The organism is Micromonospora sp. NPDC020750 (genome assembly GCF_044334565.1).
GTDB lineage: Bacteria > Actinomycetota > Actinomycetes > Mycobacteriales > Micromonosporaceae > Micromonospora.
Genome location: NZ_JBIRTH010000005.1, coordinates 36,533 through 53,910, shown reverse-complemented (window position 1 = coordinate 53,910; position 17,378 = coordinate 36,533). Strand labels below are relative to the sequence as shown.

Genomic DNA, 17,378 nt, shown 5'->3' with positions numbered 1-17,378 from the left:
CCGGACAGCGGCGGCTGGCGGGCCGACCCGGGGGCGGCCGTGTCGGTGGCTCGGCGAGGACCGGGTCGGCGGCCGGCGGGCCGGTGAGGCCAGGGCGAGGAGGAACGGTGAAGGATCCGGTGCCCGTCGTCATCGTCGGCGCCGGGCCGACCGGGCTGGTGGCGGCCCGGCTGCTCGCCGTCCACGGTGTCCGGTCCGTCGTGCTCGACCGGTGGCCGGCCGCCTACCCCCGGCCGCGCGCGGTCCACCTCGACGACGAGGTGTGCCGGATCCTGCACCGGGCGGGGGTGCACGAGGAGTTCGCCGCGGTCTCCCGGCCGGCCGAGGGGCTGCGGCTGCTCGGCCCCGACCACCGTGTCCTGGCGCAGTTCAGCCGGGGCACGGCGGGCGGGGCCCACGGCCACCCGCAGGCGAACATGTTCGACCAGCCGCGGCTGGAGGCCATCCTTCGCCGCGCCGTCGACCAGGACCCCCTGGTCACCCTGCGCGGGGGCGTCGAGGTCACCGCCGTGTCCGCCGACGGCGACGGCCCGGTGGCCGTCGCCGTCACCGACCGGGGATCGGGGGAGCGGCAGACGCTGCGCGCGCGGTACGTTCTCGGCTGCGACGGCGCCAACAGCACCGTCCGCGCCCGGATCGGGTCGAGGATGCGCGACCTCGGCTTCGCGCAGCGCTGGCTCGTGGTCGACGTCGACACCGACGCCGCGATCGACGCGTGGGAGGGCGTGCACCAGGTGTGCGACCCCCGCCGGGCCGCGACCTACATGCGCGTCGGGGCGCGACGCTACCGCTGGGAGTTCCGCCTCCTGCCCGGCGAGACGGCGGTGGCCATGTCCGCTCCGCAGACCCTGCACGAGCTGGTCCGGCCGTGGACGCGGGACCTGCCGTTCGAGGAGCTCGCGGTCGTCCGCTGCGCCGAGTACACCTTCCGCGCCCAGATCGTCGACCGTTGGCACGCCGGGCCCGTGTTCCTTCTCGGCGACGCCGCCCACCTCACCCCGCCGTTCATCGGCCAGGGGTTGGGCGCCGGTCTCCGGGACGCCGGCAATCTCACCTGGAAGATCGCCGCCGTGCTGGCCGGCGCCCTGCCCGCCGCCGCGCTGGGCAGCTACGAGACCGAGCGGAGGCCCCACGTCACCGCGCTGATCCGGCTCGCCGTGGGCGTCGGCCGGGCCATGACCCAGGGCGGTGAGGCCGGCAACCTGCTGCGCCGGCTCGTCGCGCCCCGGCTGGTCCGCGTTCCGGGCCTGCGGGCCAGGGTCCTCGACAGCACGACCCCGCCCCTGCGACGCTCGGCCCTGCGCCGACGGCGTTGGTCGCCGTGGAGCCGCAACGGCCGGCTCTGCCCGAACCCCGTCCTGGGCGACGGCCGCCGCCTCGACGACGTGCTCGGGTCCTCCTTCGCGGTGCTCACCGTCGGGCCGTTGCGACCGCAGGCGGTCGCCGAGGCACGACGGCGGCGGGTGGTGCTCGTGCCCGTGGAGCCGGCCTCGGGCCTCGGGCGATGGCTGCGCCGAGGCGGGGCCCGCGCGGCGCTCGTACGTCCCGACCGGACGGTGATGCGGACGGGCGGCGACGTGGCTGCCCTGCTCAGGGCCGCACCGGTCCTGCCCCCGACAGCGCCGCCCCCTCGGCCCGACCCGGACGGGGGCCGACGGCGCGGTGCCCCTGCGTGACGGACTCCGCGCAGCGGGTGGGCAGGAGTCGGGCTCCGGACCAGGGCCGGGGGCAGTGACAGGCGGCCAACTGGTAACAGTCTTGACAGAAATCGTTCACATCGACAAACTTCGTTGAGAGCGCTCTCTGGGCGGCCCGCAGCCCTCGCCTCGCCCCGCCGCGACCGCCCACCGTACGACCTCGGGAGGACCCCATGCCGCGACAGCTCCGCGCGTTCGGCACCGTTACCGCAGCTCTCCTGCTCGTCGTCGCGTCCCCGCTGGCGGCCCGCGCCGGCGGCGTCCCGGATGCCGCAGCCCCGGCGGCCACCACGACAGCCGCCGCCGGGCTCCCGCCGGAGCTGGTCACGGCGATGCGCCGCGACCTCGGGCTGACCGCCGGCCAGGTCGCCGCCAGGCTGCGCACCGAAGCCGCCGCGCCGCCGGTCGAGAAGCGGCTGCGCGCCCGGCTCGGCGCGGCGTTCGCCGGCGCCTGGATTCCGGCGGGCGGGCAGCGGCTGACCGTGGCGGTCACCGACCGGGCGTTGGCCGCCGTCGTCCGCGCCGAGGGTGCCGACGCCACCGTCGTCGCCCGCAGCGAGCGCGACCTCGGCACCGTCAGGCGAGCCCTCGACCGGCACGCCGTCCGGGCGGACCCGCAGCGGATCCGCAGCTGGTACGTCGACGTCGCCGACAACAGTGTGGTGCTGACGGTGGCGCCGGGCGCCATTGCCGAGGCGACCGCGTTCGCGCGCACCAGCGGCGTCGCCGCCGACGCCGTCCGGGTCGTCGAGTCCGCCGACGCGCCCCGCCCGCTGTACGACATCCGCGGCGGCGACCAGTACGTCATCAACGGCAACACGCTGTGCTCGGTCGGCTTCGCGGTCGCCGGCGGCTTCGTCACGGCCGGCCACTGCGGCGGGACCGGCAGCCCGACGCTCGGCTTCAACAACGTCGCGCAGGGCACGTTCGCCGGCTCGTCCTTCCCCGGCAACGACTACGGCTGGGTACGAACCAACAGCAACTGGACCCCGCAGCCCTGGGTGAACAACTACTCCGGCGGCAACGTCACGGTGGCCGGCTCGCAGGACGCGGCGATCGGCAGCTCCGTCTGCCGTTCGGGACGCACCACCGGCTGGCGCTGCGGCACCATCCTCGGCCGCAACGAGACCGTGAACTACGCCCAGGGCGCGGTGTCCGGCCTGACCCGCAGCAACGCCTGCGCCGAGGGCGGCGACTCCGGTGGGGCGTGGATCAGCGGCAATCAGGCGCAGGGGGTCACCTCCGGCGGCTCCGGCAACTGCTCCACCGGGGGCACCACCTTCTTCCAGCCGGTCAACGAGATCCTCGGCGCGTACGGGCTGTCGCTGGTCACGACCGGCGGCGGGGGCGGGAACCGGCTGATCAGCAACTGGAACAACAAGTGCATCGACGTGCCGAACTCGAACTTCTCCGACGGCGTGCCCCTGCAGATGTGGAACTGCAACGGGACCGGGGCCCAGGCGTGGACCCTAACCGGCGGTTCTCTGCGCACCCAGAACAACAAGTGCATGGACGTGGCCTGGGGGTCCACCGCCAACGGCGCGGTGATCCAGATCGCCAACTGCAGCGGTAATCCCGCCCAGCAGTTCGTCCTGTCCGCCGCCGGTGACCTGGTCAACCCGCAGGCCAACAGGTGCGTCGACATCGTCGACTGGAACGGCGGCGACGGCGCCCGGCTCCAGTTGTGGGACTGCGCCGGCACCGCCAACCAGAAGTGGCGGCGGGGCTGACCGCGCCCCACCGCCGCCCGTACGACCGTTCCCGAGGAGGCTCCCGTGATCAGATCCCGTTCCGCGCCCCGTGCGCTCGCCCGCGCCGCCGTCGCCCTCGTCGTCGTCGCGGCGTCCCTCGTCCTGCCCGGCCCCACCGCGCCCGCCCAGGCGGCGATCGGCGGCATCACCTGGCAGGACGAGTTCAACGCCTCCGCCGGCACGGCCGTCGACCAGAGCAAGTGGCGGTTCGACATCGGCGGCGGTGGCTGGGGCAACAACGAGAGGCAGTACTACACGAACAGCACCAGCAACGCGGTGCACGACGGCCAGGGCAACCTGGTCATCACCGCGCGCAGGGACAACCCGGCCAACTACCAGTGCCACTACGGTCGGTGCGAGTACACCTCGGCCCGGCTGCTGACCGCCGCGACGTTCACCCAGGCGTACGGCCGGTTCGAGGCCCGGATCAAGATCCCCCGGGGTCAGGGCATCTGGCCGGCGTTCTGGATGCTCGGCAACGACATGGGCAGCGTGGGCTGGCCGAACGCCGGCGAGATCGACATCATGGAGAACATCGGTCGGGAGCCGAACACCGTGTACGGCACCATCCACGGGCCCGGCTACTCCGGCGGCGGGGGCATCACCGGCAGCCGCACCGTCGGCGCGCCGCTGGCCGACGGCTTCCACACCTACCGGGTGGACTGGGAGCCCAACTCGATCGTGTGGTACCTCGACGGCGTCGAGTTCCACCGCGTCGACCCGAGCCGGCTGGGCGGCAACCGATGGGTCTTCGACCACCCGTTCTTCATGATCCTGAACGTGGCCGTCGGCGGCAACTGGCCGGGCTACCCGGACGGCACCACCCAGTTCCCGCAGCAGATGCTGGTCGACTACGTCCGGGTCAACGGCTACACCGACGGCGGCAACCCGCCCGGCACCACGCGGCTGCGGGGCGCGCAGAGCGGGCGGTGCATCGACATCCCGAGCGCCAACCCGGTCGACGGCGCCAAGCTGCAGATCTGGGACTGCAACACCACCGCCGCGCAGGCGTGGACCTTCGCCGGCGACGGCACGGTGCGGGCGATGGGCAAGTGCATGGACCCCGCCTGGGCCGGCACTGCCAACGGCACCGAGGTCAACCTCGTCACCTGCAACGGCAACCCGGCCCAGCGGTTCACCCTGAACGCCTCCGGTGACCTGGTGAACCTCAGCGCCAACCGGTGCGTCGACGTGCGCGACCAGAATCCGGCCAACGGGGGCAAGCTCCAGCTCTGGGACTGCGCCGGCAGCGCCAACCAGAGGTGGTCGCGCTACTGACCAGCAAACGGGGGCTCCGACGAACCGTCCCGTCGGCGCCCCCGGGCCCTCACGGTTCTCCGGCTAACCGATCCGGTACTGGTCGCCGTAGACGGCGAAGACCAGCGGTGTGTTCAGGTCGAAGTTGCCGTTGTTGAGGAACACCCGCTGGGCGGTGTCGACCCGGGACGTGTCGGAGTGCGCCGCCTCCTTCTTCATCTCGGCGACCCGCTCGTCGAGGAAGGCGTTGAGCCAGGTCCGCTCGTCGCCGCCCTGGGCCGGCGGCTTCGTCCGGGCGAGGGCGCGGCTGCGGATCGCCCGCATGCCCTCGTAGCCGTGCATCACCGCCGCGTCGTAGTAGGCGAACTGGCCGAGCGCCCGGACCCCGTCGGCCTTGCCGTCGCGTACCGACGGGTTGAAGTACACCCGGTCCCGCTCGGCCTCCTGGGCGGCCTGGAACACGCCGTCGGCGGCGGCGGTGCGCCAGTCGCGGGGGAAGTTCGGGTCGAGGCCCGCGTGGGAGTCGGTGCCGTTGACCCTGCGCAGGGCCGGCAGGTACGGGGCCAGCACGTTGCCCGGCTTGGTGGCCGTGTACGCCTCGACCAGCTCCAGCATGTCGCCGGTGCCGGAGCAGAAGCCGATGATGCCGGCGGTGTAGCCCCGCCCGTCGCCGATGTCCTCGATGTAGGGGAACTGGGCCCGCCAGTTCAGCGACGAGTTCTCCGCGGCGGAGACGAGCTGCATGGCGACGTCCTTCTTCGCGGGGTTGTCGAGGTTGACGCCGGCGGGGGCGGACGGGCTGGGGGTGGTGCCCCCGCCGGGCAGGGTCCACCGTTGGTTCGCGCTGCCGGCGCAGGTCCAGATCTGCAACCGGGTGCCGTCGGCCGTGTTCCGGTCCGTGACGTCCAGGCACTTGCCCGAGCCGGTGTTGACCAGGGCGCCGTTGGACGCGCTCCACCGCTGGGCGCCGGTGCCGTTGCAGTCGTACAGCTGGACCTTGGCGCCGTCGGCGGTCGACGCCGCGGTGACGTCCAGGCACTTGCCGAGCGCGCGGATCGAACCGTCGGCGTTGCCGACGGTCCAGACCTGGGCGGTGGTGTTGTTGCAGGCGTAGAGCTGGACGGCGGTGCCGTTGGCGGAGCTGGCGGCGGCGACGTCGACGCACTTGCCGCCCAGTCCGGTGATCGGCCCGGCGGTCGCGGCGCTGGCCGACGGCAGGCCGTAGCCGACCACCGCGGCGGGGACCAGCAGGGCCGCGGTGAGGTAGGCGGCTGTCCTCTTGGCAGGCATGGCACTCCTAGCTTGGGGGACGGGCGGTGCCGCCGGCGACCGGCGGCATGGTCGGGGGCCAGCCCCCGTGGGCCCCGATTGTCGGGTGTGGTCGTGGGCGGCCCGGGCCTTTTCGCCGCAGGTGCCGTCGTTCGGGTACGCGCCTGGGCGCGGCCGGTCCCGGTTCAAGGATCCGGCGGCGGGGCCTGCGGCGAGAGGGCGGGAACGCGGCACGGGACCGGGCCTCCTTCGGGGATTGTCGAGGGCCCGTGACAATTAGGAAACTCTATCAACAGATAGTAGTGCGTCGATGCGCTGTCAATCGTTGCGCCCGCCCCGGCACCGCTGCGCTCTCCGCGACTGCGGGACCCGCGCGACGCTCGTGCACGCCCCCTGACCGGTGGCCGCAGCCCGGGGCCCGCTCCGGTCCGTCGGCCCTCCGGGTCGCCGTCGGTCACGCCGTCCGGTTCGGCCGTCCGGGCCGGCCTTGGTCATGCTGTCCGGGTCGGCCGTCCGGGCGCCGTTCGTCACGCCGTCCGGTAGTGGCCGGTGAGCCGGCCGAGCTTCATCGCCAGGTGCAGGCACAGCCGCTCGTTGCCGTCCTTCAGGTCGGTCCCGGCGAGCTGTTCGACCCGTTGCAGCCGGTAGTAGAGGGTGGTCCGGTGCAGCCGGAGCTTCTCGGCGGTCGCGTGCGCGTTGCCCGCCAGGTCGAGGTAGGCCTCCAGGGTCTCCAGCAGCACCTGGTGGGCGTCGTCGCGCAGCAGCCGTTCGAGCCCGGGATGCACGCCCGCGACGTCGAGGTGCTGGCTGTCCAGTTGGGACAGCACCCGGTAGATGCCCAGGCCGGCCCAGGAGACCACCCGGCCCAGCGCGGGAAGCTGCGTCCCGACCCGGGCCGCCTGCGCGGCCTCCTGGTAGGACTCGACCGCGTCGGCCAGCCCGGCGCGGGGTTCGCCGATCCCGGTCACGGTCCGGGCCACCGAGGCCAGGCCCCGGGTCGCGGTGCCCAGCGCCTCGTCCAGGTGGCCGGCGGAGACCTCCGGCGAGGGGCGGCCGGCGACCCGGTCGCCGCAGATCAGCAGCACCCCGTGGTCGTGCCAGACCAGGTGCAGCGTCTCCCGCACCCCGATCCACCGGCGACTGGTCACCAGGGCCTGTTCCAGGGCGATCCGGGCCACCTCGTCGGGCTGCCGCCCGCCGGCCGGCACGAGTTGGGCGACGAGTGCGACGGTGGTCCCGTCGCCGGCCACCGTGCCCTCCTCCAGCAGCGCCCGCGCCGCGTGCTCGCGGGCCTCCCGGCTCTCCACCAGCAGCGTGCGGGTGGCCTCGGTCTCCCGCTGCGAGGCCAGCTCGCCGAGCAGGTTCTCCCGGTACAGGGCGAGCGACAGGTCGGTGAAGGCGCTGGTCGCGGTGGCGATGTCGGCGTCGGTCATCGAGCCGTCCGCGTCGATGAACCAGACGAATCCGAGTAGCAGGTCGTCGTGCCGGATCGGCACACAGACCCTCGGCAGCAGGTCCAGCTCGGCGTACGCGGGGGTACGGACCGGCTCGCGTGTCGTGAGCACGCCCATGCCCCGGAACCAGGCGATCACCTCCGGCGTCGTCTGCCGGCGCAGGATCGACATCCGGCGGACGTCGTCCATCGGGCCGTTGTGCTCGCTGTAGGCGACCACCCGCTGCCGTCGGTCCTCGATGAGGGCGGGCCGCCCCACCCGGGCGGCGACGGCGTCGACGATTCGCTGGAGCTCACCGTGCATGGATCTCCCCTGGTTGCGCCGCGCGACAGGGGCCGCGCGACCGCCAGTCCTTACCATCCGGTGCGGGTGGGCCCCCGCGCAAGGTCCACTGTCGAAGTCGCGACAAAAGGACGGGCGGCAACGCGCCTGTTCCGGCATCTGTCCGAAGACCAGCGGTGAGGGACGTTCCTAAGGTTCCGGTACGGACCGCACCCGGCGCCGGCACGCACAGCGCGGGTGGGGTGACTGGCGATGCCGGCGCATAGGAAGGATGCCCGAGTGAGAGCTGGTAGGCCCTGGCGGGGCGTGCTGGTGGACATCGCCACGCCGTTCCGCGACGACCTGTCGGTCGATCTGGACCAACTCCAGGAACACGTCCGCTGGCTCGCCGCCCAGGGGTGCCACGGGGTCGCGCCGTGCGCGTCGGTGGGGGAGTACCGGGCCCTCTCCGACGACGAGCGGGCCGCCGTGGTGCGGGCGACGGTGCAGGCCGCGCCGCCCGGCTGCGCGGTGGTGCCCGGGGTCGGTGGCTACGGCAGCCGGGAGGCCCGGCGCTGGGCGGAGCAGGCCGCCGAGGCCGGCGCACACGGCGTGCTCGCGCCGCCACCCGACGGGCACGCCGCCCGTGCCGCCGACGTGGTCGCCCACTACCGGGAGGTGGCGGCGATCGGGCTGCCGGTGGTCGCCCACAACGAACCGTACGACACCCGGGTGGACCTCACGCCGGACCTGTTGGCGACCGTCGCCGAGATCGACGGGATCGTCGCGGTCAAGGAGGTCACCGGCGACGTGCGCAGGCTGCACCGCCTGCGGGATCTCTGTCCGCACGTCGACGTGCTGGCCGGCGCCGACGACGTGCTGCTGGAACTGGTGCTGTGCGGCGCGACGGGATGGGTCGCCACCCTGTCCAACGCGCTGCCCCGCGAGGCCGTGCGGCTGTACGAGCTGTGCGTCGCCCGCGACCTGGGCCGGGCGCTGCCGCTCTACGCCGAGCTGCACCCGCTCCTCGGCTGGGCCTCCCGGCCCGAGTCCGTGCAGGCCGTCAAGCTCGCCATGGAGTGCGCCGGGCGGTTCGGCGGCCGGTGCCGCCCACCGCGTGGGCCCCTGTCCGGGCCCGCCGCCGAGCGGGTGCGCCGGGACGTGCTGCGGGCCCTCGCGGCGACCGCCGAACCGGCTTCCGGGGGCCCCGCCGGCTGATCCCCTGGTGAGCGCCGGTCCTTCAGGTGTCGGAAGTCGCCGCCCCACCTGCCGACATCTGCACGGTGACCAGCCCCGGCCCGCCCTCCTAGATTCGCTGCGCGGCCTGCTGACAGGTGTTCCGCGATCCCCCCATCGGGATGCCCGGCACCGCGTTCCCCCCGACGAGAGGTGGTTCCGTGCACCGTGCTACCCCCAACCGAACGCGGCTGAGGCGTTCCCTGCTGGCCGCGGCCGTGGTGACCACGCTCGTGGCGACCGGGGCGGCGCAGGCCGCCGCGGCCCCGGCCAACCCGGCCGGCGGCACCGCGCCGTTCCAGGTCCTCGACCCGCAGGCATGGCAGAACCCGGACACGATGACCTGGAACGACTACAAGGCCGTGCCCGGCAAGAACTGGGCCGACCCGAGCGTGTCGGGTTCGGTCCGCAACTTCAAGATCGCCCTGGTGGCGCTCGACTATCCCGACCAGACGTTCGCGGTCTCCCAGCGGGCCCGCTCGACGGTCTTCGGCAACCCCCAGTCCGTCGCGACCAACATCCCCCGGGCGGACGTGCCGAAGTTCTACCAGGACTTCCTGAACACCCCGAACACCCTGAACAAGGGCCACACCCTGCACGAGTACTGGATGCAGGACTCCAACGGCCGCTACGGCGTCGACCTCGCCGGGTTCGGGCCGTACCAGATGCCGGCGAAGTCCCACCAGTACGGGCTGGACAACAGCTTCAACCCGGGCGCCTGCCCGAGCGGGGACGTGTGCGGCAAGAACATCCGCACCGACGGCCTGGGCGCCTGGCGGGCGGCCGTCGGCGAGGAGGTCGCCAACCAGTACGAGCTGGTGTTCATCCTCAGCGCGGGCCAGGACGAGTCGTCGACCTGGCAGGAGTTCGGGCAGATGATCTTCCAGAACAAGGAGGACGTGCCGGACGCCTGGGGCCCGCCGGACCCCAACCTGCCGAACTGGGCGAAGACCCGCTACGTGGACTGGACCTCGTGGAAGGCGGCGGCGACGCTGTGGCCGAACGCCGGCGGCGGCTCCTCGACGCAGGGGGAGAGCTCCGGCATGGGCGTCTACGCCCACGAGCTGACCCACCTGCTGGGCATCGGCGACAACTACAACAACCCGTACGGCGAGCCGCTGCGCAGGGCGTACACCGGCATCTGGAGCATGATGTCGCGCGGGTCGTTCAACGGCCCGGGCGGCCCGCACACCCGCTGGCAGATCCCGCCGACCAACGGCGGCTCGATGGGCTCGCTGCACACGGTGCGGGACAAGCTCAAGATCGGCCTGCTCGGCGAGGAGCACGTGCTGCGGCTGTCCCGGGAGTCGCTCGCCTCCTCGGGCCTGGTGGTCGCGCAGGTCACCGCCCGCGCGGTCGACGCGGGGCCGAAGGGTCTGACCGGCGTGAACATCGCGCTGAACAAGGACCTGTCGCCGACGTGCGGCGTCAGCACCGATCCGCTGTGCGACGGCGGCAACTTCAACAACTACACCGTCGAGGTCGTCGACCGGATGGGCGCGGACTCCTTCACCCCGGACAGCGGCGTGCTGCTGAGCAAGACGAAGAACGCCGACAGCGCTCCGTACCAGTGGGTGGTGGACGCCAACCCGCAGGACATCGACATGATCGACTTCTACCGCCCGGACGGCACCCCGCAGAAGATCACCATGGGTGACTACCGGCAGCTCTCCGACGCGCTGTTCCACGCCGGCGCGGACACCGGCAGTCAGTACGAGTACGTCGACGAGGCCAACCGGCTGCACTTCTACATCATCGACCTCAAGCGGGACTCGGCCGGCTCGCTGTCCTACACGGTGGCGGTGCGCTCGCTCGACGGCACCGGCGGGCCGAGCAGCCACGGCGTGACGCTGGGCAAGGGTGAGGTGACCGGCGGTGGGAAGCCGACCAACCGCGGGGCGACCTGCTCGTTCGATCTGACCAACACCGGTTCGTACTCGGCCGGCGGGCAGCAGCACCCGGAGAACGTCAGCGCGTACCTGAAGTCGGACGTCTACCGCCTGTCGGCGGAGGTGGCCGGCAAGGGCTGGCGGACCTGGCTGCCCAACCAGCTCGCCACCGCGCAGTTCGGCAAGTCCACCACGGTCAAGGTGTCGGTGGGCGCCACCGCCGCCGCCGCGGACGCCGGCTTCGTGAAGCTCACCGCGACCTCGGAGAGCGACCCGACGAAGACGGTGACCAAGCAGTGCCGGGTCGAGAAGTCCTGACCGGCACCCGAGGCTGACCCCGTTCCTTCCGGGGCCGCGGCGACGGCCAGCCGCCGCCGCGGCCCCGGAAGGCGGGCGAGAGGAGGACGACGTGCGGCGAGGCACCATGACGCTGCTGCCCCTGCTGCTGGCCGGCGCGACCGGCTGCGGCGCCGTCGGCGCCACGCAGGAGGCGGTCTCCCCGACGACGGTCCGGGTCCTGGTCCGTGACATCAACATCCGGGCCGAGGGCGTGGACTGCGCCGGCACCGGCCCGTACCTGCACTTCCACAACCGGGCGCCGTTCCGCGTGCTCGACCCGGACGGTGCGGCGCTGGCCACCGGGCGGCTGCCGGCGGGCACCGCGGTGGCCGCCTTCGCCGAGGACCTCGGGGTCGAGCGGGTACCCACCTACTGCGAGTTCGCCGTCGGTGTGCGGGTGCCGCAGCGGGCCTCCTACCGGCTGGAGGTGGACGGCCGGCCGGCGCTCGACCTGACGCCGGACAGCAGCGAGGGGCCGGCGCTGGTAGCGGTGGTCCCGTCATGAGGCGGATGTTCCTGCCGCTGCTGCTGGCGGTGGCGCTGTCGGGCGGGTGCAGCACGCCCCCGTCCGAGCCGCCCGCGCCGGCACCCGCCGGTGGAGCGGCGACCCTGCCCGGGCCGGTTCCCGCCGACCTGGCGTTGCGCCCGGTGCCCGGGTCCGCACCGGCCGCCCCGGCGTTCACCGGCACGCTGACCGACGGCACCCCGCTCGCCGCCGCCGACCTGTGGGCGCAGCGTCCGGTCGTGCTCACCTTCTTCAACTCCTGGTGCACCACCTGCGCCGGCCGCCAGGCCGCCCTCAGCGAGCTCGCCCGCAGCTACCGGGACCGGGTGGTCTTCGTCGGCGTGGCCGGCGCTGACCAGGCCGACGAGGTCCAGGACTACCTGCGCGCCCACCGGGTGGAGTATCCGGTCGTCCTGGACGACCAGCAGACGATCTGGCGCTCGTACGCGGTGCGGGAGCCACCGGCGGTCGTGGTGGTGGCCAAGGGCGGCGCGCTGCTGCGCGGCTGGCCGGGGGGCCTGGACGCACCGGCGCTCGACCAGCGGCTCCGGGAGCTGGTGCTGGCCGGCCAGCCGTAGTCAGCCCGGGTGGAGTTCGGCGGCTCCACCGCCTGACCTGCCCCACAGTCGTCAGAGGACGGACACGCTCCGTTCCCAAGGTGGCGCACCGGGTACGCGGGATGGCCGGACGTGCTGCTCAGGCTGGCTGTCCGGCCCCTGTCCGCCGGTCCACCGATGATCTAGCGTCCCGTGCGTCTGGTGCCTGTTCGTCACCTCGGGCGCAGCGAACCTAGGGGGGACAGTGCCGTTTCGTGAGGACGCCGTCGAGGCGACCAGCCCTTTCCGCCTCGACCGGTCCGGGCCGGGCGCGACCCGGCCGCCGGGCTGGCGCCCCCTGCGGGTGGCGATGATCGGGCAGAAGGGCGTGCCCGCCACCTACGGGGGGATCGAGCGGCACGTGGAGGAGATGGCCAGCCGGCTCGCCGCGTTCGGTCACGAGGTGACCGTCTACTGCCGGGACAGCTACGGCGACGTGTCCGCCGAGCAGTACCGCGGCATCCGGCTGCGCCGGGCCCGCACCGTCGCCAGCAAACATCTCGACGCGATCGTGCACTCGACCACCTCGACCCTGGCGGCCCTGGCCGAACGGCCCGACATCGTGCACTACCACGGGCTCGGCCCGATCCTGACCGCCCCGCTGGCCCGCTACGCCTCCCGGGCGAAGGTGGTGCTCACCGTGCACGGGCTGGACAACCAGCGGGGCAAGTGGGGTCGGGCGGCGCGTGCCGTGCTCGGCACCGCGTACCGGCTCAGCGCGTACGTCCCGGACGCCAGGGTGACGGTGTCGCGCGGCCTGTCGACGCACTACGCGACCCGGTTCGGGCGGCCCGCCCGGTACATCCCCAACGGGGTGACGGCCCCGCGGCACCTGCCGCCCCGCCAACTCGACGGCTTCGGCCTGCGCCCCGGCGGGTACCTGCTGCTGGTCGGCCGGCTCGTGCCGGAGAAGGCGGCGGACCTGCTCGTGCGGGCGTTCCGGCGGCTGCCCACCGACCTGCGGCTGGTCGTCGTCGGCGGCTCCTCCTTCACCGACGACTTCGTCGCCCGGATCCGCCGCGAGGCCGGCGACGACCCGCGCATCGTGTTCACCGGCTTCGTCTACGGCGAGCAGCTCGCCGAGCTGTACTCGCACGCGGCGGCCTTCGTCCAGCCCTCCCGGCTGGAGGGACTGCCGCTGACGCTGCTGGAGGCCGCCTCGTACGGGCTGCCGGTGGTGGCCAGCGACATCGAACCGCACGTCGAGGTGCTGGAACGCGACGCCCCCGGCCGGCGGTTGTTCCGCGACGGCGACGGCGACGACCTGCTTCGGGCGCTGGCCACCGTGACCGCCGACGTGCCTGCGGAGCGGGCCGGCGCCACGCTGCTGCGTGACCGGGTGCTCGCCGAGTACAGCTGGGACACGGCGGCCCGCGACCTGGAGCGGTTGTACCTCGAGTTGGCCGTTCGATCGCCCCGCCCGCGCCGCCGACCCGAGGCCCGGCGCCGCTGAACCGCCGGCCCGCCCCGGAGCAGCATGCGCCCGGCGGCTCGACTGTCGCAGGTGCGCGATACGGTCCCGTCATGGCAGCCAGGATCGATTTGACGCTCGACTGCGCGGACGCGCAACTCCTCGCCGCGTTCTGGAGGACGGCGCTGGGCTACGTCGACGAGCCACCGCCCGCCCCCTTCGCGACCCGCGCGGAGTGGCTCGCGCAGTTCGACCTGCCGGAGGACGACTCAGAGGACGACGGCGCGTGGCTCTGCGACCCCGACGGCGTCGGCCCCCGCCTCTCGCTCCTGCGGGTCCCCGAGCCCAAGACGGCGAAGAACCGGCTGCACATCGACGTCCGGGTGCCGGGACACGGCGGTCCCGACGAGCGGTGGGCACGGATCAGGGCGGAGTCCGAGCGCCTGGTGAAGGCGGGCGGGAGCGTGCTGGCGGAGTTCGACGGTCACCACGTGGTGATGGCCGACCCGGAGGGCAACGAGTTCTGCGTCGCCGCAGCCGCGCCCTGATCGGCCGCGCGGCCCTCACCACCGCGCAGGGGATCGCGCCCGATGTCCTAGCTTCCCTACCCCGCTTCGTGTCCACCGGCGGGCGGATCGATCGGAGATTCCCATGGGTGTTCTGTACGACTACTTCCGGGCGGCCGACGACGAGACGGTCGCCGCGTCGATGGCCGCCACGAACGGCGGCCCGCTGGTGGGGGCGGCAGCCCCTCCCGGGGCGGACGTCGTGGACGCCAAGGGCGTCGACCCCTCGGTGGTGCTCGGCCAGGCCGTGTCGCTCGCCCTCGACGTCCCGTGGGACGTCAACCTCGTCGACGACCGGCTCGTCTGGCCCGACGCAGGCGCTGCGGCAGCGGGGCACGACGGGCCCTGGGTGGTCAGGCTCGGCGACCGCGCCCGTGACGTGCTCGCCGCGCTTGCGGAGGACCGGCTGCCGGCCCTCGCCGACCGCTGGTCGAGGATCGAGGAGTTGTCCTGGGGCGAGCCGGCCGGGATGCTGCCCGTGCTCCGGCGACTCGTCGGCCTGGCCCGCCGGGCGCAGGCGAGTGGGCAGCACCTCTACTGCTGGATGTCGCTGTGACCGCGCGGGGCTCGGTGCTCTGACCACGGACGTCGGCTCGGGGCTCCTTGGTCCGTGGCCAGAGCAATCAAGGCAGTCAGTGGTCGCTCTCCGCGAGCTCCTTGATGTTCTGCAGCCCCGCGTCCATGTTGGTCCGCAGCTGGCCGAGCCGGAAGGCCACCAGATCCTCCTCGCTCTCGGGCACCATGTCGATGAACAGGCTGATCCCGGACCGGCCGGGGCCGATCCGGGCCGTCTGCCGCAACCGGGTGCCGGTCGTCTCGGGCGTGATCTCGAAGCACCAGGCGGCCGCCGGCTCGGTGTGGTTGCCGTCGGGCCCGGCGAACCTGCCGTCCACGTCCAGGACGATCCACCCGAACCGGCGCTGCTCCTCCAGCTCCACCACCCGGCAGACGGTGCGCCACTCGCCGATCTGCTCGTGGCGGTTGTAGCCGACGAAGCTCGCCCCCAGCTTCGGGCCGTCCGCGCCGTCGATCCACTCCACCCGCTGCAGCTCGGGACTGAGCCGAGGAGGCAGGTGGATGTCGGTCACGAGATCCCAGACCCGCGGCGGAGCCGCCTCGACGTAGAGCTCACATGCCACGCTCGGGCCGTCGGTGTATCGCACGTTGCCGCCTTCGGTGTCGGGCTGGGTCGCCCCGGTCGACCCGTCGTGGACGGAAAGGGAGCCGGGTGCCGCCACAGGGGCACCGACCGCGAGGCTCGCGGGGTCGGCGCGGTGGGCGGACGCCGAACTCATCGACGTACGTGACCAGCTTTCTCAGGTTTATAGAGGGTTCCATGGCGTCCCGTCAATCCTCGTCGTCCCGATCCGACGACGGTCCGGCGGCCCCATCCGTGGGCACACGTCGGTCGGTCGTCGACTCGTGCCCACCCGGTGGATCACGACGCCGTCACTCCTCGTGAGGGGGATCATGGGCCGTGTCGCCGTCGGGGGCCGGACGTTACGCCGTCCACGGCCGACGCAACGGCCCATGTTCCCGGGGCGACGGCAACCGTTAGATTAGGCCGTTCTCCCGGTCCCTCGGCGGTGACCGGCAATGGCACCCATGGAAACGAGTGGTCGGCGAGCGAGTGGACGGACAGCGACACGGCACGGTGCGTGACGCCGGCCCGCCCGACGGGGCCAGGCGTCGCCCGGCCGGCGACCCGACCGGGCGCCTGTTGACCGGTGGCGCCGCGCTGCTGTGCGCCGTGGTGGCGGTCGTCGCCGGCCTGGCGATGACCCGTGGCGACCGGGTGGGCGTGGTGCTGCCCCTCGTGGTGGTCGTCGGGCTGGCGGTCGGGGTGCTCGCGTTGACCCGCTTCGCGGCGTACGTGCTGCTGATGCTCGCCGTGCGCTCCTGCGTCGACCTGTTCAAGCTCAGCGGCCCGACCGCCGGCCGCGCCGACGGCGGCGCCGCCACCCGGACGCTGGACCCGTCGACGATCCTGGCCGTGCTGTTCCTGCTCGCCGCCGGTCTGTGGCTGGCCGCGCAACTGCGCGAGAAGGGCCGGCTGCGCGGCTCCCCGCTCGGCGTGGCGCTGCTGCTGGTCGGCGCGACCTCGCTGGTCAGCGCGCTGGGCGCCGCGCAGCCCGTGCCCAGCGCGCTGGAGGCGCTGCGCATCGGCACCGTGGTGGTGATGTTCGTCGTCCTGGAGCAGCTGATGCCGGACCTGCCGGCGATCCGGCGGTTCCTGCTCGCGGCGTACGCCTCCCTGGCGCTGGCGGTCGGCTACACCGCCGTGCTGGTCCTGCTCGGCGACCCGCCGGCCGAGGTCAAGGGCGACTTCACCCGGATCAGCGGGCCGTTCAGCCAGTCGACCACGTTCGGCCGGTACCTGATGTTCATGGTGATCTTCGGGTTCGGCGTGCACCGGTATCTGGTCCGCCGGCTGCGGGTCGCACTCGGCGTGCTGCTCGCGGCGTCGCTGGTGTTCCTGCTGCTCACCAACACCCGCAGCGCCATCCTCGGCGCGGCCCTGGGCCTGGTCGTGGTCGCGCTGCTGCACCGCAGCCGGCGCCTGCTGGTGGCGCTGTGCCTGGTCGCGGTGGCGGGCGCGGCGCTGCTGCCGACGGTCGCGCAGCGCTTCGGGCAACTCGCCGACAGCACCGCCGTCGGCGGTGACCCGACCGGCAACACCCTCGCCTGGCGGGTCGACTACTGGTCGGAGATCGTCTCCCTGGCCAACCGCAACCCGGTCACCGGCATCGGGCCCAACATGACCAAGTTCGAGGCAGACGAGGCGAAGAAGCCGCACAACGACTTCCTGCGCGCGTACGTCGAGACCGGTCTGCTCGGCCTGCTCGCCTACCTGGCGATGATGGTCCTCTGCCTGCACGCCGGGTGGACGGCGCTGCGCCGGGCCCCGCCGGGCACGCTGGGTCGGGGTGTCGCGGTCGGTTTCCTCGGCTGCGCGGTCGCCTTCGTGGCGGTCAGCGCGGCCTCCAACGTGATCTCGAACGTGGTCACGCTGTGGTACTTCGCGGCGTTCGCCGCCGCGGCCAACGCGATCGCCCGAGGAGTGCCCGTGGGCGCGGACCGGGTCGTGCCGCCCGTCGCGCCGACGGCGCTCGGGCGGGGCATCGGATGAGCTACCGGACAGTGGGG

At 73.4% G+C, this 17,378-nt stretch carries 14 protein-coding genes; 11 read left to right on the top strand and 3 right to left on the bottom strand.

Annotation, left to right across the window (positions count from 1 at the left end; translation table 11 throughout):
* Positions 1-107 precede the first annotated feature (107 nt).
* The 3 genes from ACH4T9_RS16975 (at position 108) to ACH4T9_RS16965 (ending at position 4,726) form a co-directional block, all read left to right on the top strand.
* The gene (locus tag ACH4T9_RS16975) at positions 108-1,676 is read left to right on the top strand and encodes a bifunctional 3-(3-hydroxy-phenyl)propionate/3-hydroxycinnamic acid hydroxylase (RefSeq protein ID WP_396672504.1); all 1,569 of its coding nucleotides are present in this window, start codon (positions 108-110) and stop codon (positions 1,674-1,676) included.
* Between the two features lie 194 nt (positions 1,677-1,870).
* Complete coding sequence (locus tag ACH4T9_RS16970; protein ID WP_396672505.1) at positions 1,871-3,427, top strand: ricin-type beta-trefoil lectin domain protein; 1,557 nt, start codon at positions 1,871-1,873, stop codon at positions 3,425-3,427.
* Positions 3,428-3,472: 45 nt separating this feature from the next.
* Positions 3,473-4,726: a family 16 glycosylhydrolase gene (locus ACH4T9_RS16965; protein WP_396672506.1), complete on the top strand. Its 1,254-nt coding sequence runs from the start codon at positions 3,473-3,475 to the stop codon at positions 4,724-4,726.
* Between the two features lie 63 nt (positions 4,727-4,789).
* Here the strand turns inward: ACH4T9_RS16965 and ACH4T9_RS16960 are convergent, their stop codons facing one another.
* The gene (locus tag ACH4T9_RS16960) at positions 4,790-5,995 is read right to left on the bottom strand and encodes a chitosanase (protein WP_396672507.1); all 1,206 of its coding nucleotides are present in this window, start codon (positions 5,993-5,995) and stop codon (positions 4,790-4,792) included.
* Between the two features lie 506 nt (positions 5,996-6,501).
* On the bottom strand, positions 6,502-7,731 hold the full coding sequence (locus ACH4T9_RS16955; RefSeq protein WP_396672508.1) for a PucR family transcriptional regulator: 1,230 nt from the start codon (positions 7,729-7,731) through the stop codon (positions 6,502-6,504).
* A 258-nt stretch (positions 7,732-7,989) separates the two neighbouring features.
* On the opposite strand from ACH4T9_RS16955, the gene ACH4T9_RS16950 reads away from it, so the two are divergent.
* The 7 genes from ACH4T9_RS16950 (at position 7,990) to ACH4T9_RS16920 (ending at position 14,787) form a co-directional block, all read left to right on the top strand.
* Positions 7,990-8,907: a dihydrodipicolinate synthase family protein gene (locus ACH4T9_RS16950; protein ID WP_396672509.1), complete on the top strand. Its 918-nt coding sequence runs from the start codon at positions 7,990-7,992 to the stop codon at positions 8,905-8,907.
* Between the two features lie 179 nt (positions 8,908-9,086).
* Positions 9,087-11,132, top strand: coding sequence for a M6 family metalloprotease domain-containing protein (locus ACH4T9_RS16945; RefSeq protein ID WP_396672510.1), 2,046 nt, complete (start codon positions 9,087-9,089; stop codon positions 11,130-11,132).
* Between the two features lie 91 nt (positions 11,133-11,223).
* Entirely contained in the window at positions 11,224-11,658 is a 435-nt protein-coding gene (locus tag ACH4T9_RS16940; protein ID WP_396672511.1) for a hypothetical protein, read from the top strand.
* A complete protein-coding gene (locus tag ACH4T9_RS16935) occupies positions 11,655-12,236 on the top strand; it encodes a TlpA family protein disulfide reductase (RefSeq protein WP_396672512.1) in 582 nt (193 codons plus the stop codon). The genes ACH4T9_RS16940 and ACH4T9_RS16935 overlap by 4 nt, the downstream gene beginning before the upstream one ends.
* Before the next feature lie 223 nt (positions 12,237-12,459).
* Entirely contained in the window at positions 12,460-13,707 is a 1,248-nt protein-coding gene (locus ACH4T9_RS16930) for a glycosyltransferase family 4 protein (protein WP_396672513.1), read from the top strand.
* A gap of 71 nt (positions 13,708-13,778) precedes the next feature.
* Positions 13,779-14,213, top strand: coding sequence for a VOC family protein (locus tag ACH4T9_RS16925; protein WP_396672514.1), 435 nt, complete (start codon positions 13,779-13,781; stop codon positions 14,211-14,213).
* Between the two features lie 103 nt (positions 14,214-14,316).
* Complete coding sequence (locus tag ACH4T9_RS16920; protein WP_396672515.1) at positions 14,317-14,787, top strand: hypothetical protein; 471 nt, start codon at positions 14,317-14,319, stop codon at positions 14,785-14,787.
* A gap of 76 nt (positions 14,788-14,863) precedes the next feature.
* On the opposite strand, the gene ACH4T9_RS16915 is transcribed toward ACH4T9_RS16920, so the two are convergent.
* Positions 14,864-15,526, bottom strand: a complete 663-nt coding sequence (locus ACH4T9_RS16915) for an SRPBCC family protein (RefSeq protein WP_396672516.1) — start codon at positions 15,524-15,526, stop codon at positions 14,864-14,866.
* A 335-nt stretch (positions 15,527-15,861) separates the two neighbouring features.
* Here ACH4T9_RS16915 and ACH4T9_RS16910 point away from each other — a divergent pair, with 335 nt between their 5' ends.
* The gene (locus ACH4T9_RS16910; RefSeq protein WP_396672517.1) at positions 15,862-17,361 is read left to right on the top strand and encodes an O-antigen ligase family protein; all 1,500 of its coding nucleotides are present in this window, start codon (positions 15,862-15,864) and stop codon (positions 17,359-17,361) included.
* The last annotated feature ends 17 nt before the right edge of the window (positions 17,362-17,378 follow it).

Coding starts and splice junctions, on each gene's coding strand:
- ACH4T9_RS16955 (WP_396672508.1), bottom strand. CDS start 7,731: ATGCACGGTGAGCTCCAGCGAATCGTCGACGCCGTCGCCGCCCGGGTG.
- ACH4T9_RS16920 (WP_396672515.1), top strand. CDS start 14,317: ATGGGTGTTCTGTACGACTACTTCCGGGCGGCCGACGACGAGACGGTC.
- ACH4T9_RS16925 (WP_396672514.1), top strand. CDS start 13,779: ATGGCAGCCAGGATCGATTTGACGCTCGACTGCGCGGACGCGCAACTC.
- ACH4T9_RS16960 (WP_396672507.1), bottom strand. CDS start 5,995: ATGCCTGCCAAGAGGACAGCCGCCTACCTCACCGCGGCCCTGCTGGTC.
- ACH4T9_RS16970 (WP_396672505.1), top strand. CDS start 1,871: ATGCCGCGACAGCTCCGCGCGTTCGGCACCGTTACCGCAGCTCTCCTG.
- ACH4T9_RS16935 (WP_396672512.1), top strand. CDS start 11,655: ATGAGGCGGATGTTCCTGCCGCTGCTGCTGGCGGTGGCGCTGTCGGGC.
- ACH4T9_RS16915 (WP_396672516.1), bottom strand. CDS start 15,526: ATGAGTTCGGCGTCCGCCCACCGCGCCGACCCCGCGAGCCTCGCGGTC.